General features: G+C 45.4%; 32 protein-coding genes and 1 pseudogene. All 33 read left to right on the forward strand.

The features are described from left to right. Positions 1–5 precede the first annotated feature (5 nt). The 33 genes and pseudogenes from RBQ60_RS07160 to RBQ60_RS07315 all read left to right on the forward strand — a co-directional run bounded on the left by RBQ60_RS07160 (position 6) and on the right by RBQ60_RS07315 (position 26,850). The gene (locus tag RBQ60_RS07160; protein WP_154262431.1) at positions 6–827 is read left to right on the forward strand and encodes an MBL fold metallo-hydrolase; all 822 of its coding nucleotides are present in this window, start codon (positions 6–8) and stop codon (positions 825–827) included. 17 nt (positions 828–844) lie between these two features. Next, a complete protein-coding gene (locus RBQ60_RS07165) occupies positions 845–1,684 on the forward strand; it encodes an Mrp/NBP35 family ATP-binding protein (RefSeq protein ID WP_154262427.1) in 840 nt (279 codons plus the stop codon). Between the two features lies 1 nt (position 1,685). Then, positions 1,686–2,045, forward strand: a complete 360-nt coding sequence (locus tag RBQ60_RS07170; protein WP_154262424.1) for a NifB/NifX family molybdenum-iron cluster-binding protein — start codon at positions 1,686–1,688, stop codon at positions 2,043–2,045. A 256-nt stretch (positions 2,046–2,301) separates the two neighbouring features. Beyond that, on the forward strand, positions 2,302–2,604 hold the full coding sequence (locus tag RBQ60_RS07175; protein ID WP_307885857.1) for a 4-oxalocrotonate tautomerase: 303 nt from the start codon (positions 2,302–2,304) through the stop codon (positions 2,602–2,604). A 69-nt stretch (positions 2,605–2,673) separates the two neighbouring features. Beyond that, on the forward strand, positions 2,674–3,102 hold the full coding sequence (locus RBQ60_RS07180) for a hypothetical protein (RefSeq protein WP_307885858.1): 429 nt from the start codon (positions 2,674–2,676) through the stop codon (positions 3,100–3,102). A 90-nt stretch (positions 3,103–3,192) separates the two neighbouring features. Continuing rightward, positions 3,193–3,495: a DUF6809 family protein gene (locus RBQ60_RS07185; protein ID WP_226903832.1), complete on the forward strand. Its 303-nt coding sequence runs from the start codon at positions 3,193–3,195 to the stop codon at positions 3,493–3,495. 85 nt (positions 3,496–3,580) lie between these two features. After that, positions 3,581–4,486, forward strand: coding sequence for a conjugal transfer protein TrbL family protein (locus RBQ60_RS07190; RefSeq protein WP_307885859.1), 906 nt, complete (start codon positions 3,581–3,583; stop codon positions 4,484–4,486). Positions 4,487–4,507: 21 nt separating this feature from the next. Then, a complete protein-coding gene (locus RBQ60_RS07195) occupies positions 4,508–4,879 on the forward strand; it encodes a DUF7768 domain-containing protein (RefSeq protein ID WP_226903830.1) in 372 nt (123 codons plus the stop codon). 8 nt (positions 4,880–4,887) lie between these two features. Continuing rightward, positions 4,888–5,562, forward strand: a pseudogene (locus RBQ60_RS15330) (DNA cytosine methyltransferase); the annotation flags it as partial. Next, on the forward strand, positions 5,540–6,982 hold the full coding sequence (locus tag RBQ60_RS07200; RefSeq protein WP_331654256.1) for a DNA cytosine methyltransferase: 1,443 nt from the start codon (positions 5,540–5,542) through the stop codon (positions 6,980–6,982). The pseudogene RBQ60_RS15330 and the gene RBQ60_RS07200, both read left to right, overlap by 23 nt. Further along, complete coding sequence (locus tag RBQ60_RS07205; protein ID WP_226903828.1) at positions 6,960–7,229, forward strand: hypothetical protein; 270 nt, start codon at positions 6,960–6,962, stop codon at positions 7,227–7,229. The genes RBQ60_RS07200 and RBQ60_RS07205 overlap by 23 nt, the downstream gene beginning before the upstream one ends. Continuing rightward, positions 7,222–7,800 carry a hypothetical protein gene (locus RBQ60_RS07210; protein WP_226903827.1) on the forward strand — a complete coding sequence of 193 codons (579 nt, stop codon included), beginning with the start codon at positions 7,222–7,224 and terminating at the stop codon, positions 7,798–7,800. The genes RBQ60_RS07205 and RBQ60_RS07210 overlap by 8 nt, the downstream gene beginning before the upstream one ends. A gap of 95 nt (positions 7,801–7,895) precedes the next feature. After that, positions 7,896–8,132 (forward strand): hypothetical protein, encoded by a 237-nt coding sequence (locus RBQ60_RS07215; RefSeq protein WP_226903826.1) that lies wholly within the window; start codon positions 7,896–7,898, stop codon positions 8,130–8,132. 85 nt (positions 8,133–8,217) lie between these two features. Beyond that, positions 8,218–10,050: a VirB4 family type IV secretion system protein gene (locus RBQ60_RS07220; RefSeq protein ID WP_307885860.1), complete on the forward strand. Its 1,833-nt coding sequence runs from the start codon at positions 8,218–8,220 to the stop codon at positions 10,048–10,050. Further along, entirely contained in the window at positions 10,047–10,517 is a 471-nt protein-coding gene (locus RBQ60_RS07225; protein ID WP_226903824.1) for a hypothetical protein, read from the forward strand. The genes RBQ60_RS07220 and RBQ60_RS07225 overlap by 4 nt, the downstream gene beginning before the upstream one ends. A 14-nt stretch (positions 10,518–10,531) precedes the next feature. After that, positions 10,532–11,590 carry an amidoligase family protein gene (locus RBQ60_RS07230; RefSeq protein ID WP_226903823.1) on the forward strand — a complete coding sequence of 353 codons (1,059 nt, stop codon included), beginning with the start codon at positions 10,532–10,534 and terminating at the stop codon, positions 11,588–11,590. A gap of 66 nt (positions 11,591–11,656) precedes the next feature. After that, positions 11,657–12,109 (forward strand): gamma-glutamylcyclotransferase family protein, encoded by a 453-nt coding sequence (locus tag RBQ60_RS07235; protein ID WP_442871384.1) that lies wholly within the window; start codon positions 11,657–11,659, stop codon positions 12,107–12,109. A 4-nt stretch (positions 12,110–12,113) separates the two neighbouring features. Further along, positions 12,114–12,347: a hypothetical protein gene (locus tag RBQ60_RS07240; RefSeq protein ID WP_226903821.1), complete on the forward strand. Its 234-nt coding sequence runs from the start codon at positions 12,114–12,116 to the stop codon at positions 12,345–12,347. 16 nt (positions 12,348–12,363) lie between these two features. After that, positions 12,364–13,467 (forward strand): M23 family metallopeptidase, encoded by a 1,104-nt coding sequence (locus RBQ60_RS07245; RefSeq protein WP_226903820.1) that lies wholly within the window; start codon positions 12,364–12,366, stop codon positions 13,465–13,467. 16 nt (positions 13,468–13,483) lie between these two features. Beyond that, positions 13,484–13,867, forward strand: a complete 384-nt coding sequence (locus RBQ60_RS07250; protein ID WP_226903819.1) for a DUF3846 domain-containing protein — start codon at positions 13,484–13,486, stop codon at positions 13,865–13,867. Between the two features lies 1 nt (position 13,868). Further along, positions 13,869–14,114 (forward strand): DUF6103 family protein, encoded by a 246-nt coding sequence (locus RBQ60_RS07255; protein ID WP_226903818.1) that lies wholly within the window; start codon positions 13,869–13,871, stop codon positions 14,112–14,114. A 434-nt stretch (positions 14,115–14,548) separates the two neighbouring features. Beyond that, on the forward strand, positions 14,549–14,968 hold the full coding sequence (locus tag RBQ60_RS07260) for a hypothetical protein (RefSeq protein ID WP_226903817.1): 420 nt from the start codon (positions 14,549–14,551) through the stop codon (positions 14,966–14,968). Next, positions 14,968–17,745 carry a MobP3 family relaxase gene (gene mobP3 / locus RBQ60_RS07265; protein WP_226903816.1) on the forward strand — a complete coding sequence of 926 codons (2,778 nt, stop codon included), beginning with the start codon at positions 14,968–14,970 and terminating at the stop codon, positions 17,743–17,745. Before RBQ60_RS07260 ends, mobP3 begins: the two co-directional genes overlap by 1 nt. A 17-nt stretch (positions 17,746–17,762) precedes the next feature. After that, positions 17,763–17,888, forward strand: coding sequence for a hypothetical protein (locus tag RBQ60_RS07270; protein WP_264296102.1), 126 nt, complete (start codon positions 17,763–17,765; stop codon positions 17,886–17,888). A gap of 10 nt (positions 17,889–17,898) precedes the next feature. Further along, positions 17,899–18,843 (forward strand): DUF3991 and toprim domain-containing protein, encoded by a 945-nt coding sequence (locus RBQ60_RS07275; protein WP_154262416.1) that lies wholly within the window; start codon positions 17,899–17,901, stop codon positions 18,841–18,843. A gap of 137 nt (positions 18,844–18,980) precedes the next feature. Further along, on the forward strand, positions 18,981–20,786 hold the full coding sequence (locus RBQ60_RS07280; RefSeq protein WP_307885988.1) for a VirD4-like conjugal transfer protein, CD1115 family: 1,806 nt from the start codon (positions 18,981–18,983) through the stop codon (positions 20,784–20,786). Positions 20,787–20,799: 13 nt separating this feature from the next. After that, positions 20,800–21,054 carry a helix-turn-helix domain-containing protein gene (locus tag RBQ60_RS07285; RefSeq protein WP_307885862.1) on the forward strand — a complete coding sequence of 85 codons (255 nt, stop codon included), beginning with the start codon at positions 20,800–20,802 and terminating at the stop codon, positions 21,052–21,054. A gap of 218 nt (positions 21,055–21,272) precedes the next feature. After that, positions 21,273–21,482, forward strand: a complete 210-nt coding sequence (locus tag RBQ60_RS07290) for a helix-turn-helix domain-containing protein (protein WP_307885863.1) — start codon at positions 21,273–21,275, stop codon at positions 21,480–21,482. Further along, positions 21,479–22,897 (forward strand): LuxR family transcriptional regulator, encoded by a 1,419-nt coding sequence (locus RBQ60_RS07295; protein WP_307885865.1) that lies wholly within the window; start codon positions 21,479–21,481, stop codon positions 22,895–22,897. Before RBQ60_RS07290 ends, RBQ60_RS07295 begins: the two co-directional genes overlap by 4 nt. A gap of 143 nt (positions 22,898–23,040) precedes the next feature. Then, positions 23,041–23,571, forward strand: a complete 531-nt coding sequence (locus RBQ60_RS07300) for a hypothetical protein (protein ID WP_307885866.1) — start codon at positions 23,041–23,043, stop codon at positions 23,569–23,571. Then, positions 23,568–24,575, forward strand: coding sequence for a zinc-ribbon domain-containing protein (locus RBQ60_RS07305; protein WP_307885867.1), 1,008 nt, complete (start codon positions 23,568–23,570; stop codon positions 24,573–24,575). Before RBQ60_RS07300 ends, RBQ60_RS07305 begins: the two co-directional genes overlap by 4 nt. After that, positions 24,572–26,428: a phage tail tape measure protein gene (locus RBQ60_RS07310; RefSeq protein WP_307885868.1), complete on the forward strand. Its 1,857-nt coding sequence runs from the start codon at positions 24,572–24,574 to the stop codon at positions 26,426–26,428. The genes RBQ60_RS07305 and RBQ60_RS07310 overlap by 4 nt, the downstream gene beginning before the upstream one ends. 11 nt (positions 26,429–26,439) lie before the next feature. Beyond that, positions 26,440–26,850, forward strand: a complete 411-nt coding sequence (locus RBQ60_RS07315) for a hypothetical protein (protein WP_226904520.1) — start codon at positions 26,440–26,442, stop codon at positions 26,848–26,850. Positions 26,851–26,882 lie beyond the last annotated feature (32 nt).

Genomic DNA, 26,882 nt, shown 5'->3' on the forward strand with positions numbered 1-26,882 from the left:
AAGGCATGCTTATTAAAACTTTAGTGGAAAACACATCAATATCAAAAGACTTCTGCAATGAGCATGGCCTTAGCCTTTATATAGAAACAAAGAAACACAAAATCTTGTTTGATGTGGGCTCAAGTGAGTTGTTTCTTCAAAATGCTAAAAAGCTTGATGTAAATATTGCTGATGTTGATTTTCTGGTAATTTCGCATGGACATTACGACCATGGTGGTGGACTGAATACATTTTTGACAGAAAACTCGAAAGCTGAGGTGTTTCTACACCGCTTGGCATTTGAGAAATACTATGCTATTCGTCCAAATAATAAATTTGATTATATCGGTCTTAATGAAAATCTGAAAGAAAACAAACAAATTGTACTCACGTCAGACCGATTCTTTATCACCGATGGAATCCAGGTATTCTCAAATATTGTTCAAAGAGAGTCACGCCCAAAATCGAATAATGGATTGCTCACGGAGTATAAAGGACAAACGGTAGACGACACCTTTGCCCATGAACAGAATCTCGTGATAGAGGAAGACGGAAAGACCCTGTTAATAACAGGGTGCGCTCATAATGGTATTGTTAATATACTCGAGCATTTTTACTCGTTTAAAGGACGAATGCCTAACTATGTGATAGGTGGATTTCATCTTTCCAGCCGTTCTGGCGGAAATGAGGACGCAGACACTATAGATAGAATTGGCAAATACCTAATGGGCACAAAAGCAAAGTTCTACACCTGTCATTGCACGGGCATCGAGCCTTATAAAAGGCTGAAGGCTACTATGGGTGATAGAATTGATTATCTGTCAGCAGGTAGTGAAATAACAATCTAAAATAAAGGAGCAATATTATGAGCGAAAATTGCAATCAAAGCTGCAGCAGCTGCTCGGAGGACTGTGCAGAAAGAAAAGAAGAAAAAACGGATTTCTCTGAGAAGCTGCATGAGATGAGCAGCGTGAAAAAGGTAATCGGTGTTGTCAGCGGCAAAGGTGGTGTTGGCAAGTCGCTTGTTACCTCTATGCTTGCGGTTACTATGAACAGAATGGGTTATCATACCGCTATTCTGGATGCAGACATTACTGGGCCTTCTATCCCTAAAGCCTTTGGTATCAAAGAAAAAGCCAAAGGCAGTGATCTTGGCCTATTTCCTGTTAAAACCAAGACCGGTATTGATATAATGTCTGTCAATTTATTATTAGAAAATGATACTGATCCAGTTGTCTGGAGAGGGCCGATTATTGCTGGTACAGTAAAGCAGTTCTGGACAGATGTTATCTGGAACGATGTGGATTTTATGTTCATCGACATGCCTCCAGGTACTGGTGATGTTCCCCTTACGGTATTTCAATCCATTGCTGTTGATGGAATTATCGTTGTGACATCTCCGCAGGAGCTGGTATCCATGATTGTGTCAAAGGCTGTCAAGATGGCTGAGATGATGAATATCCCTATTATCGGTCTGGTGGAAAACATGTCCTATTTTAAATGTCCTGACAATGGCAAGAATTATCAGATATTTGGCGAAAGCCACATTGAAGAAATTGCTGATAAGCATAATTTAAAGGTTCTTGCTAAACTACCTATTGACCCGAAAATTTCAGCTGCATGTGACAGAGGTATGATAGAGCTTTTCGATGGCAATTGGCTTGAGCCGGTTGCAAAAATATTAGAAAAAATGGAGGAAAACTAAAATGATGAAAATTGCTGTAGCAAGTGAAAATGGAATGGTGACTGAGCACTTTGGACATTGCGAAGGGTTTATGATTTTTGATGCCGAAAAAAGTCAAATTGTCAAAAGCGAAACCATTGCCAACCCCGGACACAAGCCTGGCTTTTTACCCAATTTCCTTGCCGATCGTGGTGTAAATGTCATCATCAGCGGAGGCATGGGCGGAGGTGCGGTTGAGATTTTTAATGAAAGAAACGTTGAAGTTGTTGTAGGAACTTCAGGAGATGCGAAAACTGCCGTAGAAGCGTACCTGCAAGGAACTCTTAAATCTACTGGCTCCATTTGCCATGAACATCAGCATCATGATGAGTGTGTGGAATAGATAGCATTGAACACAAGGAAATAATTGCATTATTAAAGAGACTACCCTGTTGAAAGTAAATTAGCAGGGTTTGTTTTTAAAGTATAGAAAATATCACCGTCCTTTTGCAAGGATACTCTGGACTATTTTGGGTATGTAGTCAAAGCAACCGATGTTACAAATTAACTTCCTTTCTTGTTGGTATTGGGTATAGCTATTCCTTGTGCTTTAGGGTATGCTTTGCTTGCAAAATCATGATGAACAGGAGGAACAGAAAATGGCACAAACAAAAAATCTATGCGCACAAATCCCTATTGCACTGCACCAAAAGGTATGCACAAATAAGGAGCAAAGCGAACTTACTCTAAATCAATATGTGACACAGCTTATTACCGAATACTACGAAATGAAGGAGATGAAACCAAGTATGGCACAGACAAGAACACTGGCACTACAAATCAGCGAGGAACTATTCGCAAGAATCAAAAAGCACGTGGATGCCATGCCACACCTTACCCCAAAAGCATTCATCACCCAGCTTATCACCAAGGCATTGGATGAGATTGAAGCACAAGAATAAATTAATGAATAACAGCTAACGGAGAGAGTGCAATAGTCGCCCTCTCCATTTTTTATGGAGGTAACTATTATGAGCTTTTTTACAGATGAACTTATGAAATGTACAGAAGAATTTGAGGGTAGAAAATGCATCGGCAATGCCATGTATATCCCCTTGGGTGAAAACAATCGCTTGAAGCTGTTCTTCACCACCTTTGGATATGCAGACCATTATGAGGGGATCAGCATCAGTGCCGTGGACAAGAACAATGGTGTCATTGACAAGAACACCATCAAGTTTGCAGATATTTGGGGCAAAAAACAAGTGAGCAATCCAAACTTCCGAAATAGCATTACCCCATATATTTGGAAAGATGGTAATCAAGCTGAGTGGTATGTGTATAAGCCAACACCAAGAGATATGGAACTGCTTGCTGATCAGATTAACGATTATGCCGACCTTTTTATGGAGCAGAGTATGGAGTTGCAAGAGTCTCCTGCTATGACAATGTCAATGTAAAACAACATACAGTAGTTTTCGTTGATATTGAATATAGATATTTACTATATATTGTGGTAGTGTGTTGTACTTGAAAGTGAGGTGAGAAAAATGCAGAAAGAAAAAATACTTAGTGATTTGTACAACGGAAAAATTGCACCACAGTCAAGACCTATCCCGCAAGACAGCAAATACCGAGCATTGCAAATCAAACTCAGTGATTTAGCCGATTCACTCGACCAAAAGCTCTCTGATACGGACAAGAAAACCCTTGATGAGATCATGTCCACTTGGAGCAACATCAGTGAGGTGAATGGCGAAGAATGCTTTACCTATGGCTTCCGTATGGGAGCAAGAATGATACTGGAAATATTCGAAAAGGATGACGAGCAGTTAAAACCGATAATCGGTTAGCTGTTCGTCATTTTTTATGCCAAACCAAAGGGTGTATCGTGAAAACGGTATGCCCTTATTCTTTTAAGATTGGAGGTGGTCGTTTTTGTTTATATGGGATTTTATCCTTGGCGATGTCATGGATCAGATCATTGACTGGCTTTATGGACAGGTGGTTGGATTTCTTGGCAACTTCTTTTCCCAAATGGGAAACATGGGTGTTGAACTTTTTGAAATGGCTTGGGTGCAGAGCATTGTATTGTTTTTCTCTTATCTGGCTTGGGCGCTGTATGTCGTCGGTCTTGTGGTGTCCTGCTTTGAAACAGGAATCGAATACCAAAATGGCAAAGGCAGCATCAAAGAATCCCTTATTAATGCCCTCAAAGGTTTTATGGCGGTATCACTTTTTACCGTTGTACCTATCAGATTGTTTGAACTGTCGGTCAATCTGCAAAGTAGTTTAACGGCAGGCATCACAGGGTATGGCACGAGCTTTGGCGAGGTGGCGAATGAAATTATATCAGGACTGTCTACCATAGATGGTATTGAAAGTGCAATGGGTACTGGCATCTTCGGAGGGCTCAGTGCCATAACAAGCCCAATTCTGATGCTGTTTATTATCATCATGATGGGCTATGCAGTGATTAAAGTGTTCTTCGCAAACCTAAAACGTGGAGGTATCTTGCTTATCCAAATTGCTGTAGGCAGCCTATATATGTTCTCTGTTCCGAGAGGATATTATGACGGCTTTATTCAGTGGTGCAAGCAGATCGTAGGGTTGTGCCTTACGACATTTTTACAGGCAACAATCCTCACTGCAGGACTGATGGTGTTAAAGGATCACTGTCTGCTTGGACTCGGTCTTATGCTTGCCGCAGGTGAAGTGCCAAGAATCGCCGGTGCCTTTGGACTGGATACCAGTACCAGAGCCAATATGATGAGTGCTGTCTATACTGCACAAGCGGCAGTGAATACCACAAGAACCGTGGTGCAGGCAGTAGCACCAAAATAATACAGAGAAAGGAATTTGCCTATGAAGCGAATTTATGTTGCATCCCCTTATGCCGGGGATATCGAAAAAAATACGGAGTTTGCAAAGAATGCGTGCCGGTTCGTTATGGAACAAGGACACGCTTTTTTTTGTCCCCATTTACTTTACCCCAATATTTTAGACGAGCATAACCCCCGGGAAAGACAGCTCGGTTTAGACATGGGACTTGCCATGCTTCAAAACTGTGATGCGTTATGGTGTTTCGGGGATCATATCTCCCTTGGCATGATGTCCGAAATTGAGGAAGCCCAAAGGCTGTCTGTTCCCACCCGCAGAGTAATGGAATATGAGCAAAGTTTTCGTGTTGGCGAAGTGAAAAATCAAGCTCCACAAATGCAAATGGGTACACTCTGATGATGAGTATGGGGAGCCTCTTCGATGGAATCGGTGGCTTTCCTTTGGCAGCCATTCACAGTGGAATTACCCCTGTTTGGGCAAGTGAGATTGAAAGCTTTCCCATCGAAGTAACAAAGGTAAGATTTCCCGATATGCTCCATGTCGGGGATATCACAAAGCTAAACGGAGCAACCCTCCCTCCTGTGGACATCATCTGCGGTGGCTCGCCATGTCAGGATTTATCTGTTGCAGGCAAGCGAGCCGGACTTGAGGGAGAGCGTTCAGGGCTATTCATGGAGCAAACAAGACTGGTAAAGGAGATGAGAAATGCAGATGGAAAACGAGGTATCCCAGCTCACCTTATTCGACCAAGATACATGGTGTGGGAAAATGTCCCCGGAGCTTTCTCCAGTGCCGAGGGCGAAGATTTCAGGGCGGTCATCGAAGAAATTATCCGCATTAAGGACAGCACCTGTAATGTTCCTCGACCTGACTCCGGGAAGTGGCAATCTGCTGGGATTGCCATATTGGGAAATGAATTCAGCTTGGCTTGGCGTGTCATCGATGCTCAATACTGGGGAGTCGCCCAGCGACGTCGTAGAATCTTCCTTGTCGCAGATTTTGGAGGACTCACCGCTCCCCAAATATTATTTAAGCAAGACTGCTTGTTTGGGGATTTTGCGGAGAGCCAAAGCGAGGGATAAGGAACTGCCTGTGCAGCTCAAAACAGCACTTGAGATACAGGCAGGACTGACACCTACAGAAGAAACAGTATCCGATATGTCAGAGTTAAAATCCTATCATATCAATCAGCGAAATGAGGGCATTGACCTTGATAATTTGTCGGGGGCATTGATGGCAACACAAAATATGCAGATGCAGACCTTTGTGAAAAAGCCATTAAAACAGGAAGAAAAAATAGGCTTTGACGGATACGCAGGAGATGTGTCAGGACAAGTAGCCGCTACTCTTGGCACCAACTGTGGGAACAGCACCGGCAGAAACGGTGTCATAGAACCAGCCATTTGTCTCAATGACCAGGGCGGAGAACGCATGGATATTACCGAAGATATTACTGCTACCCTCCGTGCAGGAATGGGTGGAAACCTGCCAATTGTAATGGCAACACAGCAAGGCGGTGCAGAAATTGCCGAGGGTGTATGCCCAACCATTACGGCCAGTGCAGGAATGTCGGGAAACAATCAGCCTGTTTTGTTCGACAATCACGGTAAGGACTGCCGCTACAATGGACCGTTAAAGATTGCACCAACAGTGGCATCTGTTTATGGTACAGGCGGTAATAATATCCCGCTATTGACACAGCCACTTGCCTTTAGCCTTGACAGCAAGGACAGCAATTCCATGAAATCAAGCAATCCCATATCGGGATGCAGAGAAACAGATAAGTCAAGAACCCTCGACACCTCAAACCCCGATCCAAGCAAAAATCAAGGTGGCGTTGCCATTCTGCAACCCCAAGAAAGCTACTGCATAGCCGCCAATACCATAGACCGCCAGCCACAAAACGGTGGCAACGGACAGGGTGTGCAAAAGGGCGTCAGCTACACACTAACCACCTCTGATATCCATGCAATCTACAAGCCGGAATCCTACCAAGAGGTGGTGGGAGTTTTGTGCCACCGAGATTATAAGGGTGTCAACACTATCTATGTGAATCAGGATAAGTGCATCGTGGATAAAACCTATCAAGATGTAGTCGGTGCATTGTGCAGTGGTGATGAAAAAGGCATCGGCAATCAATATGTAGAGCAAGGCAAATGCATTATTGATGACGGTTCTGCTGTGTTTGGTGGAACTGGTTATTCAGATTTTGCCGAGGGTATCAGTACCCTAAGAGCAAGTGGAGGAACCAACGGAGGTGGCAGTGAAAACCTTGCCGTCAAGAGAAATCTCGTCCGTAGGCTGACACCCTTGGAGTGTGAAAGACTCCAAGGCTTTCCCTATGGGTGGACGAATATTGAAAAAGCTGCCGACAGTCCACGATACAAGGCTCTTGGCAACAGTGTAGCAATTCCGTGCGTTGACTTTGTCATGCGTGGGATTGCTTATTTTTTACAACAACAAAAGGAGGAATCCAATGGAATATCTATACCCCGATAATCTGAAAGCAAAGGCAACTTTGTGGTTGTGGGAGCTGCGTGATATTGGAATTATCGCTATCGGTTTGCTTGTTTCTGTCTTTGCACTTTCTCAGACAGGCTTGCTCCTGCCGGTGGTAATCACCGCTGTCTATGCCTTTTTGTCAATTCGCTTTGAGGATGTAAGCATCCTTGATTTTATCAAATATGCTGTGGCTTTCTTTTTTATAAAGCCACAAACCTATGATTGGAGGTCAGTCGATGAGTAAAAAAGAGAAAGGCTCTGTATCTACCCAGAGCATTATGAACATTGAGAGTATCACCGATTACAGCCTTAAAACTCCACATGGTGAGCTTGTGTATTTTATCATTCACCCCACCAATATCTCGGTATTATCCGAGAGTAGTGTCAGCAGCAGAATTTATGCTCTGATGACAGTGCTGAAAGGCATTGCAGAAATTGAGATGCTCTGCCTTAATTCCAAAGAAAACTTTGATGACAACAAGGCATTTTTGCAGGAGCGTATGGAGGAAGAACCCAATCCCGTTATCCGAAAACTGCTCCAAAATGACAGCCAAAACCTTGACAGAATGCAGGTGCAGATGGCAACGGCAAGAGAGTTTTTAATCATCATTCGTCTTAGAAATGAAAAAGATAGTGATGTATTCCCTTATCTCTCACGCATTGAAAAAAGCTTGAAAGACCAAGGCTTCACCACAAGACGAGCCGACAATGCTGACATAAAAAGAATCCTTGCGGTCTACTTTGAGCAGAATGTGACAAGCGATAGGTATGAGGATTTTGACGGAGAAAGATGGGTAGTGCTTGGTGAGAGGTAATTGTGTGGTTGAAAATATCCTTTCAAAGTTATATAATAGAAATAACAAATTTCTTTTTAGACTTATTAAAATATAATTGTGAAAGGAGAATATATATGTCAAATTGGACAGCTACTCATCCTTACAAAGATAAGGATGTTCACGAATCCTGTGATTATTGTGGATGTGTATTTCGTATGGAGAGTCAGTTACAGGACGGTCATAACGAATCAGAAGAATACTACTGCCCTGAATGCGGAAAAGAATTTAAAATCAGAGCATGCATTACTCCACGAGTAACATTGATTTCAAAAAGAACTGACGGAAAGACGGATCGTTATAGCAACAATTAGAACACGCATTAATATGCCATCCCGCAATACCCTAAAGCAACTTCATTCGTGAGGTTGCTTTTTTCATTTTAAAACAGAGAAAGGAATGATGAAACCAGTGAAAAAGCAGACAACAGAAACCACCACCGACACCAAAATCAAAACCTATTTGGATATGATTGCCCCTGCTGTGGTGAAGTTTAACACCGACCATTACATCTGTGGAAACACCTTCCGCTGTGTTTATGCACTGCGAGAGTATCCCACAGCTACATCTGAACAGGCAATTCTTCGTCACCTTGGTGAGAAAGATGGCGTGACCCTGCGAATTTACACAAGGCAAGTAACACCGACAGAAGAAAAAAGAATCATCCACAATGCCACTAATAAAAACCGTATGAAAAGCAGCAACACCAACGATTTACAGCAGACGGTTACCGCCGAAAGCAACTTGCAGGACGTGGTGACATTGGTATCCACCATGCACCGCAACCGAGAACCTCTCCTCCACTGTGCAGTTTACATTGAGCTGACCGCCAATGACTATGACAGTCTAAAGCTGTTGCAGACCGATGTGCTGACCGAGCTTGTACGAAGTAAACTCAATGTAGATAGGCTCTTGCTCCGTCAGCAGCAAGGCTTTTTGTGTGTCGGTCCATCGGGGCGAAATGTGTTTGGAAACCAGTATGAGAGAGTGTTGCCCGCAAGCTCTGTTGCCAACCTGTATCCCTTCAACTATTCGGGCAAGACCGACAGCCACGATTTTTATCTTGGGCGAGATAAGTTTGGCTCGAATATCCTTGTGGATTTCGATAAGCGAGAGGATGACAAAACCAACCCCTGTATCTTGATTTTGGGTAACTCCGGGCAAGGCAAAAGCTATCTCTTAAAACTGATTTTGTGCAATATCTTAGAAAGTGGTAAGAATGTAATCTGCCTTGATCCAGAGCATGAGTTCGCAGAGCTTGCCGAAAATTTGGGCGGTTGCTTCATTGACTTAATGAGTGGTCAATATATGATTAACCCTCTTGAACCTAAATCTTGGGATGACGGCAGTTCAGTGCATGACAAGGATGCTCCAATGACCTTTAGGCAGGCAACAAAATTAAGTCAGCACATTTCTTTCCTAAAAGACTTCTTCCGTTGCTACAAGGACTTCACCGACAAGCATATTGATGTCATTGAAATCATGCTCTCCAAGCTATATACCAAGTGGAGCATCAGCGATAACACCGATTTCACAAGCCTTGAACCAAAAGCTTACCCAATCCTATCAGACCTTTACACGCTCATTGAGGACGAATATAAAGGCTACGATACAGCAAAGCATCAGCTGTATACCGCCGAGCTGTTGCAAGAAATCCTCTTAGGACTGCATTCTATGTGCAAGGGTGCAGAAAGTAAATTCTTTAACGGACACACCAATATCACCTCTGATCGCTTCATTGTCTTTGGTGTCAAAGGACTTCTGCAAGCATCAAAGAACGTAAAGAATGCGCTGTTGTTTAACGTGCTGTCCTTTATGAGCGACAAGCTTCTCACTGAGGGAAACACCGCCGCAGCCATTGACGAGCTGTATTTATTCCTCACCAACCTTACCGCAATTGAATATATCCGCAACTTTATGAAGCGAGTACGAAAAAAAGAGTCCTCCGTAATTCTAAGTAGTCAGAATTTGGAGGACTTTAATATTGAGGGAATTCGTGAGATGACAAAGCCGTTGTTCTCTATCCCCACACATCAATTCTTGTTCAATGCAGGAGCTGTTGATGCCAAGTTCTATATGGATACCTTACAGCTTGAAGAAAGTGAATACAAGCTCATTCGTTTCCCGCAGCGTGGTGTGTGCCTCTATAAATGCGGCAACGAGCGATATAATCTCGCTGTTTATGCGCCTGCATACAAGGAAAAATTATTCGGAAAGGCGGGTGGTCGATGATGAAGCTGAAAACTGAATATGAGCAGCTATTGGGGGTTATTCTTGAAGATTTGCGTGTGTGCCTACAGTACACGCCGAATCGTGAGAATGACCTATTGTGTTTTATGGAGCAGTATATCAAGGCACCCAAAGAGCTTCGCCCGACCATTTTGCAAAATCTCCGAGCATGTATGGACGGCAAGGAATACCCCAACCCCTATGCTGTGTACCAGCATTATGGCGAACAGGAAATCAACCTCTTAGAACAACTCTTGCGTGGCTATCTCCAAGATATGCAAAGCTGTTCTGACAAGGAGCTTGTGCTGACAAACCTCATTGCCGCCATCAATGACCTGCAGGACAAATGCTGTGGTCAGCTCATTGATAATTGGCGTAAGGATCATCTAACACAGCTTCTTGCTTTAGCGGCGAAAGAACAATGCCTGTCTTCTGCAATTGCCGTGATTGACAGTGAAAACAGATGGTGAGGTGGTGATGAAATTTGGATTTAAGAGAACAGAACTTCGGTATCGAAATTGAAATGACAGGCATCACCCGCAGTCGAGCCGCCAAAGTAGTAGCTGAATATTTTGGTACTTGCTCTCACTATGACGGTGGTGGTTACGATGCCTATCATATTTTAGACAGCCAAAGCCGCAAGTGGAAAATCATGAGCGATGCCAGTATTATGTGCCAAAGGAAAATCGATAACCGCAAGGTTGCTGCAGGCCGAGAATACAACGTTGAGCTTGTCAGTCCCATTTGTACCTATAACGATATTGAAACAGTTCAGGAAATTGTGCGAGCTTTGCGAGGTGCAGGAGCCTTTGCCAATGCAAGTGTGGGTATTCATATTCACATCAATGCTGCTCCATTTGAAGCCAAGCAGCTCCGCAATCTTGTCAATATCGTGGCAGCGAAAGAGGATATGATTTATAAGGCTTTACAGGTGGAATCCCGCAGAGAACAGCGATACTGCCGAAAAATTGACACCAACTTTTTAGAACGGCTGAACCGTGAAAAACCAACTACCCGTGACCATCTCAAAAGTATTTGGTATAACGGAGAGGACGGCAGCTATCAGCATTATCACGATAGCCGATACCACTGTCTCAACTTGCATAGTGTATTTCAGAAAGGCACCATAGAGTTTCGAGCCTTTAATTCGGGTGATTCGGGCAGTAAGGGTGCCATTCACGCAGGGAAAATCAAGGCATATATTCAGTTTTGCATGGCAATTACCGCACAGGCATACAACCAAAAGTATGCCAGCCCGACCAAAACCGTGTCGGAAAATGAGAAGTATACCTTCCGTGTTTGGTTGCTACGTCTCGGTTTAATTGGCGATGAATTTAAAACAGCACGAACCCATCTGCTAAATCACTTGGAGGGTAATATCGCATGGAAAGACCCTGCACAGTCTGTCGCTCAGAGAGAACGCCTTAGAAAAAAGCAGGAGGAAGAAATACAACAGACACAACAACCTGAAAATGAGATAGAACCACAGCAGGAGCAGTCAGAGGACGATGCTCCTGCTTTTTCTATGTCTATGAATATGTAGGAGGTACTTTTGGTGAATAAAGAAAAAATCTATATCGCCTATGGCAGCAACTTAAATCTACCGCAGATGGCACAGCGATGCCCCGCGGCAAAGGTGCTTGGCAAGTCGGAGCTTAAAGATTATGAGCTGTTGTTTCGTGGTTCAAAGACAGGCTCTTATGCCACCGTTGAACCTTGCGAGGGCAAAAATGTGCCTGTTCTTTTATGGACAGTCGGCAAAAAAGATGAGCTGGCACTGGACAGATACGAAGGCTACCCCACTTTTTATGAGAAAGAAAATATGACTGTAAATGTAGACGGTCAGTCGGTGGATGCCTTTGTGTATGTGATGACCGAGGGACATCGGCTGGGAATGCCCTCCCATCGGTATGTGGATACCATAGCCGAGGGGTATGAAACCGCTGGCTTTGACCCCTCCGTATTAGAAAATGCCATCTCGGAAACTGCACAGCGTATGGCGGAAGAACCGGAACAGGAGCAACAAAACTTGTTTGGCTTTGGCGAAATGAAATGGTGGTGATCTTATGGAAAAAGACTTTGAAAAATCATTAAATTCTCATCTGCAGAAAGCGATTGATGACTATGTACAGGGAGAAAAAGACAATGTTTCTTACTTGGATTGCTTGTGGGGAGAGGTATATGGCTCAATCAATTCAGATTTGTGGAATGGCTGTCTTACGGCAGAACAGGCAGATTATCTGAGGAAGAAATATCTGTATGCTGAAGAACAAGAGCCTGAGATGGATATGAAATTATAGGTGGAGGTGATTATTTTTGGCAGAACCAGTATCAACGACATTGCTTGTCGCAAAGGCGGCGGCCACTGCTCTGAGCGATGAACGGCTTCGCAAAGGCATTGCTTGGACAATCGGTCTTATCCTGTCCCCTGTGATTTTAATTGTTGTTTTAATCTGTGGACTGCTCTCAGGAACAGCAGATCACAATAACACAGCCGTTGGTTTGTGCTTCGAGGGCGGTGTGATCTCGGGTAATGTCCCCGAGAACTATCGGGGATACATTGAGGATATGCGTGGCAGCTTTACCCTCTTAGATGGCACGATTGCTCAAGTAAATAGTGAAATGGAAGATGGAGATAGCCTCGACTCGGTAAGAGTTAAGGCTATTTTTTATGCTCTGTTTTTCGGCGCTGATAGTCCATCAAGGGTGGAGCATCGGCGGTTTGTAGACTGCTTTGTCACCTATGAGGAACGCACCCGAACCGTCACCACCACCGATGCAGATGGCAATGAAACCACCGAGGAAGAAACCTATATCGTGGCAGTTCCCATCAAGGAACTGCCTGTGGTATATGCGAATATTTCAAAGACCATGGGCATTGCCGTTACCCATGAAAACCAAGTCAATGCTACGGAGATTTATTACCGAGTGCTTTATGGCAAGCCTGCACCCACCTATGGCTCAGAATTTGATGAGTGGTCAGACGGTCTTCCTCTGACGGACGCACCGTTTATTGGGGCGGACGGTTTCTGCTCACCTTTAGGTGAGAGTTGGCGCAGCATGGTCACCTCGGAGTTCGGCTACCGCAAAGACCCCTTCACAGGGCAGACAAAAGGTCATAGTGGACTGGATATGGGCGCACCCAAAGGCACATCGATTCGCTCCGCACTTGATGGAACGGTCTATGTGGTGCGCTATTCTACCACAGGCTATGGCTACCATGTGATGGTGGATCATGGCGGTGGATTTGTCACTTTATATGCCCACTGCTCTAAATTTTTGGTGCATGAGGGACAGCAGATTAAGGCAGGCGATACCATTGCAGAGGTGGGAACAACCGGCAGAAGTACAGGCAATCATCTGCATTTTGAAATTAGAATTAACGGTGAGAAGCAAAATCCACGAAGCTATTTGCCGTAAGGAAAGGAAGAATTGTATGAAAGAAAATATGATTAAAGTTGTAAAGGTTGAGATCGGTGAGCCTCCAGTGGTAAAAGAAATCGCCAATGACCTGAATGCTTTACAGGCAGAAGTCGATGGATTGATTGAATGTGTTTATCTTGATGACGGCTGCATTGCAGTGGTCAATGAGGAAGGTAAAATCAACGGTATGAAACCGAATCGCAGAATGGGTGCGGATATTATCTGCGGTCCATTTTTTATTTGTGGCGATGACGGTGAAAATTTCGCCTCGCTTACCGATGAGCAAATCGAAAAATACTCGTTGCGATTTACGCCTACACAGCAGTTTACAGGTGAAGAACCGGAGCTTGAACCTCGTATGACGTTCATCGGCTTTGATTGTTTTGGAGGGAGATAAGATGAAAAAAGAAAATATTTCAGTACAAATGGAATCTGAAAAACTCCGTGCCACAAGAAAGTATATGGAGAAAAAGGACGCGTCCTTGGAACAGGAACTTACCGATGCTCTGCAAAAACTCTATGAAAAATATGTGCCGGCACCCGTCCGTGAGTACATTGATGAAGCCGCTGAGGATAGCAAATCCAAGGTAAAGCCCAATAAACCGAGAGCAGCTGACCAGCCAAGCCGTGAAAGCACCATCTAACAAAACCGCACACTCCCTCGTGTTGCCCCCTGTTTGCCCCTGTGTGAGCTTTTACCGCCACAGGTAGGATAGTAACACCCATTGGCAGATTTGAGGGCAATTTGAGGGAGCTTTGCCAAACACCAAAAAGATGATGAAACACAAGAAGAAAAGAGCGGCTTCATACCACGAATGAGGGGTGAACCCACCGTTCGATTTCTGTGCAGGATAAAGCAAGGTGCTGTAAACAGCCCCTTGCGGTCACGGCGGACGGCAATGCCGACCGCCTTTCTCTTAGAGAGAAAGCCACATTTTAAGAAATGCATAGTCCTTGCAGAAAGGTGCTGTAAATAGCCATTTTGGTGGTGCGAGGTGCTGTAGGGTGACAAAACCACCGCTATTCCCACATTTGCAAGGTGCTATCTAAGGTGATATGAAACAAAACGGAGGTATGTATGAAGCAAAACAAAGAAAACAAGGAGCGTGTGACTGCATGGCTCTACCCCGAAATGATTGATAACATGAACGGTCTGATGGCAGCCAATGGCATGAAGAACCATACGGAGTTCGTTGAAAAAGCGGTGGATTTTTACATCGGCTATCTTGGCAGTCAAAGCTCCACAACCTATCTGTCCAAAATTTTGTTGGAGTCCATCAGCGGCACGCTAAAGGAAACAGAAAATCGGCAGTCGGCAAATCTCTTTCGCCTATCGGTAGAGATGAGTATGATGATGAACATTCTCGCTGTGGGTCTTGAAATCAGCGATGAGGATTTGCGTACACTCCGTGGCAGATGTGTGCAGGAGGTCAAACGCAACAAGGGCAGAATCAATATGGAGGATGCTGTTAAATATCAGCAGGGGTTAATTGACTGATGCCGAGAGTGATATTCAAGTGTCCATATCTCAAAAGCGGCAATGCAGCACACAAGGAAAATCTCGTCAGTTATATGGCAACAAGAAACGGTGTGCAGAAAATCAGCATCCGCAATAAAAATTTGCCAGCCACCAAAAAGCAGGATCAATTCATCTCGCAGTTGCTAACGGAGTTCCCCGACAGCAAAAATTTATTTGAGTATGAGGACTATCTGCGAAATAAAACCTTGGAAAACGCAACGGAGTTTATCTCTATCGCCTTGGAACATAACCTTGATGTGGTAGCAAAAAAGGAAAACTATGTGGACTACATTGCAAACCGCCCCAGGGTGGAAAAGCTGTCTGCCCACGGATTATTTAACGGCGGTGATGAGCCGATTGTATTATCCAAGGTAGCAAAAGAGATGGCGGAGCATTCTGGTAATGTGTGGACACCCATCATCTCTCTAAGACGAGAGGATGCACTCAGCACAGGCTTTGGTAATGCCCAGCGTTGGAAAGATTATCTTTCCTCCTATGTACCTACCATTGCCGAAAGCATGAAAATACCCTTAGAAGATTTCTGTTGGTATGCAGCCTTTCACAATGAAAGTCATCATCCTCATATCCACATGATTTGCTATTCCCAAAACCCACGGCATGGTTTTCTTGATAAAAAAGGAATTGCCAAAATCAAGTCAGGATTGGTGTCGGGAATCTTTCGGCAGGAGATGAAAGAAATCTATGCTCTGCAAACCCAGCGGCGTGATGCACTAAAGGCAGAAAGTAAAAAGGCAGTAGAAAAACTTCTTGCAGAAATATCCGCAGGAAATATTCACAGCACCAAAATGGAAACGCTTCTTTTGGAGCTTGCGGAAAATCTTAAATGCACCAAGGGCAAAAGAGTATATGGGTATCTGCCGCCACGGATTAAGCTGCTGGTGGATAACATTACTGATGAGCTGGCACAGGAGCCGCCTATTGCAAATGCCTATAGGCTGTGGCAGGAAATGCGAAATGAAGTTACCGCAAGCTACAAGGATACGGCAGAACCCATGCTCCCACTGTCCCAGCAGAAAGAGTTTAAGTCCATCAAAAATCATATTATCCATGAGGCGGATAGGCTTGCCAACGGCCAAATCAGCTTGATGGAGCTTGATGGTGCAGAGCAATCTGAACCGCCTGATTTATTACAGGAAGAAAATATATTTGATGATATTGGTGAGTCGGCTGAGCCTGTTGAAGATGATGAAAGTGATGCAACCGCTGCACCCTATGTAAAATGGACAGATGAATACAAACAGGCTCGTGAGTTTCTGTTTGGCACAGGTAATATCGCACCTGACTTTGAGAAAGCATTCGCACTACTGCAAGCTGAATCCCAAAATGGGAATGTGCTTGCTGTTTTTGATTTGGGGCGAATGTATGCAGACGGTCTTGGTGTAGAAATTGATACCAAGAAAGCACAGCAATATTATGCAAAAGCTCTTGATGGTTTTGAACTCCTTGAACATCGAAAACCTTGGAAGTACCTTGAATATCGCATCGGTAAAATGTACGCCGGGGGTTTGGGTACAGAGCACAAGGTGAATTGCTCCGAAGGAGCAAGAGAGGGCGGCCTGGGCCGAGACTATGAAGTGTCCGCCGAGTGGTTTGCAAAATCGGCAAGTCAGAAATATAAGTTTGCGGAATACTCCCTCGGCGGTCAATATCTGCGTGGGCAAGGCGTGGAACAGAGTGATGAAAAAGCCTTTGAGTTATATCTGCGAAGTGCAAAACAAGGCTTCCCTTATGCTGATTTTGAAGTGGCAAAAATGTTCCGTGATGGCGTTGGTACAGAGAAAGATGTGGAGCAAAGCACCCTATATTTTGAAAAAGCCTATATCGGTTTTGTAGGTTTGGAAAAGCAAAGTCACGATGATAAAATCCAATACCGTCTTGGCTGGATGCTGAAAAATGGCATCGGCACCAAGCAGGATATTCCCAAAGCAAAAGAATACTTTCAGAAATCGGCAAAGCTGGGCAACACCTTTGCCTGCTACGCCTTGGCAAAAATCATACTGTCCGAGGAAGCTCCTGCTGCAGAAGAAGTAAAACAAGCCGTAAAATATTTGCAGACAGCCTCCGACAGCGGAAATCCCTTTGCAGAGTATGCGTTGGCAAAGCTGTATTACGAGGGGAAATATATCGGGCAGGACATTTCACAGGCAGTGGAGCTGTTCACGCTATCGGCAGAGCAGGATAACGAATGGGCGGCTTACTCCCTCGGCAAAATTTATCTTACAGAGGAAAGCTGTATGGATATTCGCAGAGCAGTGGCTTGGCTTACCAAAGCTTCAGAAAGGAATAATCAATTTGCTCAGTACCAGCTCGGCAAGTTATATCTTGCAGGTGAGCAGCTACCCAAGAACGCCGAAAAAGCAGTTGCCTATTTTACATTATCCGCAGAGCAAGACAATCAGTATTCCCAATACATTCTCGGCAAGCTATACCTCATAGGAAACGCAGTGCCAAGGGATAAAGAAATCGCCATCAGGTGGTTTATGCTGTCGGCAGCACAAGGCAACGAATACGCACAGTTTTTCCTCGACAATATGGACAAATGGAAAGAACCATCTGTTTCCTTTGCGGTATCAAGGCTGATGCACCACATGAGCCGAATTTTTGAAAATAACCATCCACCGCAAAAATCCATGACAGGCTTACAGATTGACAGCAAGCGAATGAAAAAACTGCGCGAAAAGAAAATGGCACAGGGTCACAAACGAGATGACCTTGAACAGAAGATGAATTATTAGAAAAGGAGCTACTCCCTATGAAGAAAAAGCAAAATAACACCCACAAGAAATCTTGTGTCGGCAAATTAAATATTCCGCAGAACGCCAAAGGCTACCCAATCAAACGGGTAGCCTTTCATCGTAAAGTAGGCAAAAACAGTTAAGGAGGCACCTATGGCAAAGTACATTCATTTTACAGAGGAAGAAAAAAGACAGGCAAATGAGGTTGACCTCGTACATTTCCTATTGCAGCAGGGTGAAAATCTGCTTCCCTCCGGCAGAGAAAAACGGCTTGCCTCAGATCGCAGTATCACCATCCGAGGCAACGAGTGGTACGACCATGCCACCGACCAGGGTGGTTATGCCATTGATTTTGTAAAAAAATTCTATGGTCTGGCATTTCCCGATGCGGTGACTATGCTTTTGGGCGGCAGCTACGGTGTAGCATATCACAAGGCCGAGCCAAAAGAAATTGTGCAAAAGCCCTTTGAGTTGCCACCGCAGAATCAGGATATGCGCCGAACATTTGCCTACTTATTGAAGCACCGCAGCTTAGACAGCGAGGTGCTTCGTTTTTTTGCAAAGGAAAAGCTCATCTATGAAAGTTTGGAAAAATCTCAGGACGGCAAGCAGGAATATCACAATGCAATTTTTGTTGGATATGATGAAAACGGCATAGCCAAGCACGCCCACAAGCGTGGAATTTATTCCGAGGGAAAAAGCTACAAGGGTAATATTGAGGGCAGTAACCCCTGCTACAGTTTTCACCGTGGCAGTGTCAGTGATAGGATCTATGTTTTTGAGGCACCCATTGATCTGATGTCTTTTATCAGCATTTATAAAAACAGCGATTGGCAGCAACACAGCTATGTGGCACTATGCGGTCTGTCGGAGCAGGCGATGATGAAACAGCTTGATTTGAATGAGAATCTAAAAACCGTTGTCCTCTGCCTCGACAATGATGATGCCGGACAAAAGGCTTGTGATAAATTTCAAAAGCTACTATCTGAAAGAGGTATAACAGTCACAAGACTTGTGCCTACACTAAAGGATTTCAATGAGGATTTGGTAGAAAAAAGCAAGGAGCAAGTACTGTGCTGTGAAATGAAAATGGCATAGCAAAATATACCCAAGGGCAGAAATGTTCTTGGGTATATTCAAAATCCAGAAAAGAAAGGATAAGTCTTATGACATATTTAAATGAATTAAAATCATTGTTTAATGCACCCATTGTAACACTGTTGGGTGTGGGACTGATGATGTTTCTCGTCATCGGCGGGCTTTCCATGCTTGCCCACTTTTACACTCTCAACGGTATCAAGTCCAAAACTGTGGGTGACGGTCAGCATGGCGTGGCAAGGTTTCTCACCAAAAAAGAAATCAAGAAGGTTTATAATCAAGTGCCTTACGATGTTGCCCATTGGCGCAAGGGCGAGAACCTGCCCACCGAGCAGGGATTGGTGGTAGGCTCTGTATCAGAAAGCCTGCTGCATAAGGCAAAAGGAGCAAATCAAGTTATTGGCTTAGTTGATACAGGCGATGTCCACTGCCTGATGATTGGTGCAGCAGGTGTGGGCAAAACAGCATTCTTCCTTTACCCAAATCTAGAATACGCCTGTGCCAGTGGTATGAGCTTCATCACAACCGATACCAAGGGCGATCTCGCCCGAAATTACGGTGCAATCGCAAAGGACAACTACGGCTACAATATCGCCGTCATTGATTTGCGTAATCCAACCAAGAGTGATGGCAACAACCTTCTGCATCTCGTCAATAAATATATGGACATCTATCGTGTAGACAAAGAAAATCTGATGGCGAAAGCAAAGGCTGAAAAGTACGCCAAAATTATTGCCAAGACCATTATTGCAACCGATGGTGATAATTCCTCAATGGGTCAAAATGCTTTTTTCTATGACTCTGCCGAGGGCCTGCTCTCTGCTGTGATATTGCTCCTTGCAGAGTTTTTGCCAACCACCAAAATTGACGGACAACTGGTGGACAGACGGCATATTGTTTCTGTATTCAAGATGGTGCAGGATTTGACAGGACCGGGTAAGGCTAAAGGAAAGAGTCAATTTCAAGAGTTGATGGAGCTGTTGCCCTCTACCCATAAGGCAAAGTGGTTCGCCGGTGCAGCACTAAATTCCTCGGAAGCGGCAATGGCATCGGTTCTTTCCACAGTGCTGTCAAGACTGAATGCTTTCCTTGATACGGAAATGGAGCAGATTTTGTGTTTTCATACCGCCATTGATGCGGAAAAATTCTGCACCGAGAAGTCCGCAATCTTTCTTATACTCCCGGAGGAGGACAACACCAAATATTTTATGGTATCGTTATTCCTCCAACAGTTTTATCGTGAAATGCTTTCTGTAGCTGATGAAAACGGCGGCAAGCTTCCTAACCGAGTGGTCATCTACGCTGACGAGATTGGCACCATTCCGAAAATCGACAGCTTTGAAATGATGCTCTCCGCAGGTCGTTCTCGAAGAATATCCGTTGTGCCGATTATCCAGTCCTTTGCACAGCTTGATAAAAATTATGGCAAGGAGGGCAGTGAAATCATAACCGATAACTGCCAGCTGACCATCTTCGGTGGCTTTGCTCCAAATTCCGAAACCGCTGAAACCCTGTCAAAAGCACTTGGCACACGCACTGTTATGAGTGGCAGCATCAGCCGTGGCAAAAACGACCCATCACAGTCCCTACAGATGATGGAACGACCACTGCTTACGGCAGATGAGTTAAAGTCATTGAAAAAAGGCAGCTTTGTTGTAATGAAAACAGGTACCCATCCAATGCATACAAAGCTGAAGCTGTTTCTTGATTGGGGTATCCCCTTTGATAAGACCTACGAAATAGAGCAGCGAGCCAATCGCAAGGTGCATTATGCCGATAAGGAAGAACTGGCGGAAAATATTCTAAATGAATATGGCAACAAGAAATCTGCTGACAAGACACCGCCCCGAGAGGAACGAGAGTCCTACGGTGGTATGAATCATGCTCCGATTTCGTCACAGGAGATAACAGAACAGCAGACTAAAACAAAGTTACGCCCATAGGAGATGATGAAACATGAGCTTATTTGGAAATCTATATCAGCAGGATTTGCCACCAAGGGCAAAGACTGTCTATATGTACCTCAAAGACCGCAGCAATGCAGACGGCGAGTGTTGGCCAGCCGTCAAAACCATAGCAAAGGATACCTCTCTGTCAGTCAGCACAGTGAAAAGAGCCATAGCGGATTTAATTCGCTGTGGCTCTTTGACTAAGGAAAGCAGATACCGTGAGAACGGCAGCCACACCTCCAACCGATATTTTATCAAGTGACAAGTCTGTAAAAATATGTCCTTTCCGCCAAGGGGATACTTTTGCTTATCCGTGGACGGAGGGTGCAGTCATAATGAACCGCCCAGAAGGTATCAATTTAAGAATACTTATCACAGGGAAAGAGTATATAATAGAACACAATAATACTTAAAACGACATTAAAATATTGTTTGGAGGTAAAAGTATGATATAATCAAGAAAAAGAGTGAGGTGTGATTATGTCAGAAGAAATAAATCAAGATAGATGGGTTTCCTTGCAAGAGGTATGCGATTACCTCGGTGTAAAACGACACACAATTATGCGCTGGATCGAGCAGCGTGATATGCCAGCATCAAAGGTTGGCAAGCTGTGGCGCTTCAAAACTGCCGAGATCGACGAATGGGTCAGGAGCGGTGGAGCCTCCGAGGAACAGGGGGTGTCAAAGTGAAAAATATTAGAAATCATAGAGTGATGTCCGTGGCTGCGTTTTCATTCCTCTTTGCTTACCTTCTCTCTTTCGTGTTTGAGGGACAGGTACTTTACAGTACGATAGATGCCTTTGGTGCACAGACAAGTACATTCATACTTGCAGCCATTGTTGCTCATTTTGTTGGACTATTTTCCTGCGGTTTTTTTATCAAAACGCCGAACAAAGCAAAATTAACCATGGTAATCGGAATGGTAATCTGCCTAATTGCGACAGTGCCGTTTTTCTTCGCACCCTCTGCCCTTTGGCTTGTGGGTCTAGTGGTGGCAGGCTATGCCGGTGGTTGTGCTGTGGCAGCGTGGGGATTTTTCCTCAAAAAGTTCACCCCCAAGGACGAACGGATAAAATCTTGTGCTGATGTACTGATTCTCTCCAACATCATTATGATTGCAATTAACGTGATTGCCGTCAACCTATCACACGTTATTGGATTGCTTCTTTCTATGCTATGCCTGATCTTCGGCGGGGTATTTACCACAATGCTCCCTGTTGGTGATGTTACAATCACAACAGCAGCACCGACAGCAGATCAAAAATCTCCCGGTGATATTAAAAAGCCCATGCTGGTGCTGTTTCTGTTCGTTGCTGTTATTACTGTAACTTCGGGACTGATGTATCAGGTTATCAATCCGGCGTTTGAACATTTGACAGGTCTTGTGAGCTGGTATTGGGCTGCGCCGTACATTGTTGCTCTTGCTTTTATGCGAAACCTCTCGCCCAAGAATAAAGCACAGCGTTCGCAGTTCCTCTATATAGGTATGGGTATGATTGTCGCTGCCTTTATCACCTTTATGCTTCTTTCAAGAGGCGCAGTGGACTATCTGATTGTTGACACGCTGATGTTGGGCGCCTGCGGTATTTTCGATTTATTCTGGTGGAGCATCATAGGAGAAACACTGGATTATTCCGAGAACCCCTCCAAAATGTTTGGCATCGGTCTTTCTGCCAACGTGTTAGGCGTACTCTGCGGCGATGTGCTGGGAGTCATGATAACCTCCATACAACTTCCCGAAGCGGAGGTAGCCGTGATTGCACTAACGGTAGTATGCATTACACTCGTTATTCTGCCGCCGTTGAACAGGCAGCTCACCATGCTGCTGAAAAGCCACGTCTACCTCTCTGCCTATGCAAACATGACTGAGAACCAGCAGTCGGCGGTCGTTTGTCAGCTAAAACTGATTGACCCTTTGACAGAACGAGAAAACGAAGTGCTTACACTGATCCTTGATGGAAAAACGAACAAGGAAATTGCTGCCACCATGTGTGTTGGTGAGAGTACAGTCAAGTATCATGTAGGAAATATTCTCTCCAAGTACGGTGTGAGCAGCCGGGCAGAACTCATCAGCACCTTGCTCAAGGCTCAAATTAAGGAATAGTCCAAAAGCCTGTAAATAAGCGGTTTTCAAGGCCACCTATACTAAAGTATAGGTGGTTTTTTGCGTTAAATTATACTTTTGGCGGGGGATTTTTTAACCCAGTATCTCTATGATTATGATATCACAAGGAGGTGAATCCAAGGGTGAAAGCGATAAAAGACAGGCGAAACATCTATGTAGTGATTTCTGTGACTGCCATACTTTTGACCGTGCTGTTCATCGTGATACAAAAGCCTGCAATGGTCATTGCCTGCGGTAGCGTGAGCGCTGTGGTATTGCTTCTGCTGTATCGGCAAAGTCGGTTGCTTAATGCAGCGATGGTTATCTACGACAGCCGGATTCTGACGGTACCCTCGTCCGTTATTACTTCCGAAACTCGACCGAACCAAACACAGGCAGAGGAAACCATCGTGTCCACCTTTGGCTTGCTGCTTGGAAACAAGGTTTATCAGTGGGGTTGCGAGGGCGTGTACGGTGTCCGGCTGCGAGAGGTACAAATCAACAAAGAACATATCTGCCTGTCCTTCGGGGACGATGGCGAAATGCTGCGTGTTGAGTTGCTGCACGGTCTGACCGACAGGCAAAGCGTCATGGAAATCACACAGAAGATATGGCATGAAACAAGAGTACGGGCGAAAGTTGATAGTTGGGACAGCGGACAAAATGCCCAATGACCAAAATATTCAGCATGGCAAGTGACGCTGTTCGCCAACCGTATTCAGGAAAAACCACCATTAAAAAAGAAGGAGTGAGTATTATGGGGAAATTCTGCACAAGTTGCGGCGCGGCGCTGAATGAAGACGCAAAATTCTGCACCACATGCGGGAAAAAAGCAGAGCAAGGCAATGAAACGAAAAAAGCAATTACAAACACTGTAAAAACTGAGCAAAACAGAAGCGGTAAAACAGAGGCGCAGCCGACAGTAAAAGCCGCCGCTTCAGTGAAAAAGCCGGTCGGTGTGCGGCAATTTGTCGGCGAGTATATCCGTCAGTCGCTGGCGGTGCTGAAGAATCCAAAACAAATGTTGCCGACAGTCGTACTGGGAATTGTCTGGCTGGTGCTTGCGCTGCTGGGTTCTTTCGGAATCAATCCGCTGCCGGTGCGCATTCTCAGCTTTCTTACCTTCGCACAGGGTGGAATGTTTGGTGGCGTATTCGGTGCTGTCGGCGGGATTTTAGGCAAGGTGGTTGTGGCAGCATTTCTAAACGCTGCCATTATGCCGCTGTTCCAGAAAAAAGCACCATTTTCGTGTCTGGGCGGCGCTATCAAGGGTCTTTTCGGCGGGCTTGCCGTAAAGGGCGCGACCGCTGTCGCACCGCTGTTGGGCGGCGTTGGCGCTTCCCTGCTGCTGTATGCCTTTATGAACAGCACTCAATCGCTGCAAAACAGCATGGTAGGCATAATCGCCTTTGTAATGCTGCTGCAAAGCATCGGCAATCGGGGCGGCTTTTTGTGGGGGCTTATTTTCTCCGCAGCAAGCAGCCTTTCCAAGAAAAGAACGCCCTCCTACATAGGGGTCTCGCGCTGCATCAGCGGCATGACGCTGGGCTTTGCGCTGGGCGTAGCGCTTTCGGTAACCGGACTGAAGTTGTGCGGCGTGCTCGGTGCGCTGCTGCTGGTTACTGCTTTGATATTCGGCATTGTATCGAAGAATAAGAAGGAGGTGGCTGCGGCATGAAAAGGAAAACAATGAAATTCATGGCTGCTTTCATTTCGGTTATTTGCTGTGTGACGGCTTTTTCCATGACAGTTATGGCGGAAGAAATAATCGAAGAACCTATCGCATTGCCAGAAACTATGATATTAACAAAACAATTAATCGGTAATTTCAACGAATTGGGGCCTCAAAAAATCACTGTTAAATCTTACGAAGATGGGCGGTTCTATTTTGAATATCCTGAAAACACCGTATCGGATAATGGCTATAACCATTCAATAACAGCATTCCACGTTGAGGGAACAGCTAATTACAGAATGGATAAAGAAATGGAGCACAAATTCGGTGCGACAGATAGTAGATGGATTGTAGGGAAATTTTCAGTACCGGATGAGATTGTCTATACCGTGCTGACACCTTCGGTCTCGGAAAACTATTCCAACATCAGTAACTTTAGAGTGATTCCTTATGAGGGCTCTCTTGAGACAACGAGCTATGACGATAAGGAATTGGAGCATCATATTCTGTTCAAAGTAAAAGTTCATTGTATCAGAACCGATACTATTTACGATGTTGAGGGTGGGAGCAAAACAAATGAACATCCATACGACGACGAATGGACTTTTGCGATGGAGACATTTGGATTTTCAGACCCATATCCAATAGAGGGCACCGACTCTACACAAAGCTCAGAGGCTAAGAGAGAGTGGGAATTTTACGAACCGGAAGGCGGAGGCTGGGGCTGGCGATATAATTTTGGTGGCAATAGTGCAAAAGACGCCGACCACGCCGGCCCGCTGACCACCATTATCATCAGCATTCTTGCGCTTCTGCTGTCTATTCTGTTTGGAAATACGGGCGGCTTCATCCCGACTGTGCCTGTGGGGACAGGCGGAGCACCCGCTCCCGCACCTGCGGGCGACGGCCTGAGCCGTTGGCTGCGCTTTGACGGCGACGGAGACATCGAGGCCACCGACCCGGTAACCGGGCAAAGGCGCACCTTTGTACAAAATGGCGACGGCACCTATACCGACCCAGTCACCGGCGCGACCTATACTCCCGAGGAGCTTTCCGAACAGCTCGAGCATCGTGCAGATAATTCCGACACCATCCGGCAGGACGAAGCGCAGCTCGAGCAAAATGTCCGCGAAGATAGAGAACGCAATCAGGAGCGCAGTGACGAAAGCCGACAGCTTGAGGAAGACTTGCAGCGTGAGCGGCAGGAGCGAAGCCGCAAGGAGAAGATAGAGCGCATCGCCACCGACCTTGGCATGAGTGGCGCCAGTGAAGATCAGGTCAGAGCTGAGCTGGAGCGCCGCATGGAAAGAGACGAGGAGTATCGTCAGAAGATGAACGACTACGCCGAGCGGCGTGATATGGCTGTCGATGTTTTGGAAGCGACGGTAGAAATGGCCGATTACACCATGTCTGCGGGCGAGACGCTGGTTCCGGGCGGAAAGACTGTGTCCGCCACCTATAAGGGCGTTAAGAATATCACTTCCACCATGATGGAAAAGGGTGCAAGCTGGGGCTCCTTTACAGAGGGTGCAATCAAGGGCGGCACCGAAGCTGCAACCACCATGATGAAAGGCGGTATCGGCAAGGCGGGCGTATCCTTTGGCGGCACGGTTGCGGGCGAGGTAGCGGAGGCTGTCAATGACGGCGGTGATTTAACTGAGGCGCTGGCCGAGGGCGCAGTAAAAGGAACGCTCAATGCTGCCAGCGGTGCAGTCGGAGATGCCTACGGTGATATGGTCGGCGGCACCGATGCGTTAAACAAGGCGGCCGAGACAGCCGGAAAGCTTGGAGAGGTCGGCTTTGAAAAAAACGTCACAGGGACCGTTGGGGATAACCTGAACAGAGAGAACAAATGATGGAGGTAGTCATGAAAAAAACATTAATTTTATTTTTATCATTGGTACTTATGCTCACCTTCGCCGCCTGCGGCGGGGCCGGCAAATCGCCGACCGAAAGCACATCGTCTGCGGAATCCGGCAAGGCCGCCGAGGATACGGAGTTGTCGCGGCTGAAGGAGTTGTATGACGGCGAATGGATCAACGAAGATCCCTATAACGGCCCGTTTACCATGGAGGTACTCAGCACAACAAGCATCAAGATGACATATGAAGCCTCGGGCGAACTCATCTGCGATTTGTTCTATTCTCCGGGGGAGCTTACCGGCATCAGCGTCAGCATGAGCGGGAACAGCCTTGGCAAATACAGCATTGATACGCAGAGCGGAATATTGACATTCAGACCCAATGACACTGATGTTTTTACCTACACAAAGGAATGATAGATAGTCAGAAATAAAATGATAAATACGGA

The organism is Anaerotignum sp. MB30-C6 (assembly GCF_030908465.1).
Classification (GTDB): Bacteria; Bacillota; Clostridia; order Lachnospirales; family Anaerotignaceae; genus Chakrabartyella.